Origin of the sequence: Frankia sp. AgKG'84/4 (assembly GCF_023242965.2) — a bacterium.
GTDB lineage: Bacteria > Actinomycetota > Actinomycetes > Frankiales > Frankiaceae > Frankia.
The window spans coordinates 1-572 of record NZ_JALKFU020000692.1 but is presented as its reverse complement, the minus strand read 5'-3'; the positions used below and the strand labels follow the sequence as shown (position 1 = coordinate 572).

General features: G+C 78.1%; 1 protein-coding gene. It reads right to left on the bottom strand.

What is annotated here, in order from left to right:
- The coding region (locus MXD58_RS24650; RefSeq protein WP_250610043.1) for a hypothetical protein at window positions 1-288 on the bottom strand (288 nt) is incomplete at its 3' end.
- Window positions 289-572 lie beyond the last annotated feature (284 nt).

Below are 572 nucleotides of genomic sequence, written 5' to 3'. Positions count from 1 at the left end.
CCCGCCGACCAGGACCCGGCGCCCGCCCGCCCGGGAGCGCAGAAAGGCCGGACCGTCGGAGTCCGCCGGGGCCGTCCGGGTGGCGTTCAGCTGCCGGTTGCCGGCGGAACTCCCGCGCCGGATGGGCATGTTGGCACCGAGGAGACGTTCGGCGAGCGGTCCACGCCGCCGTGCCGGCAGGTTCGGCGCCGGCTGCAGGTCGGCGCCGGTGACGACGGGTGCCACCCAGGACCCCGCCGGTCCCGATCCCTCGGCGGCGACCGCGCCATCGTGCGCCGCATAGGGCATGGACGGCACAGGCGGCGCGAACGGGACAGGCGGCGCGAACGGGACAGGCGGCGCGAACGGGACGGAGCCGGCGTAAGACAGCGGCGGTGCAAGCGGCGCAGTTGGTGCACGCGGCACAGGCGGCACAGGCGACGCGGATCCCCCGGCAGTCCCGGCGGGTGGCGGGGCGCCGGTCGGATAGGGGCCGTGGGCGACGTCGAACCGGCTCGGCTCGGCGGTCTGGGCAGTGAACGGATCGGCGGCCGCCGCCGCGCCCGCGCCCGCCGCGGGGCCGGGCTCGATGC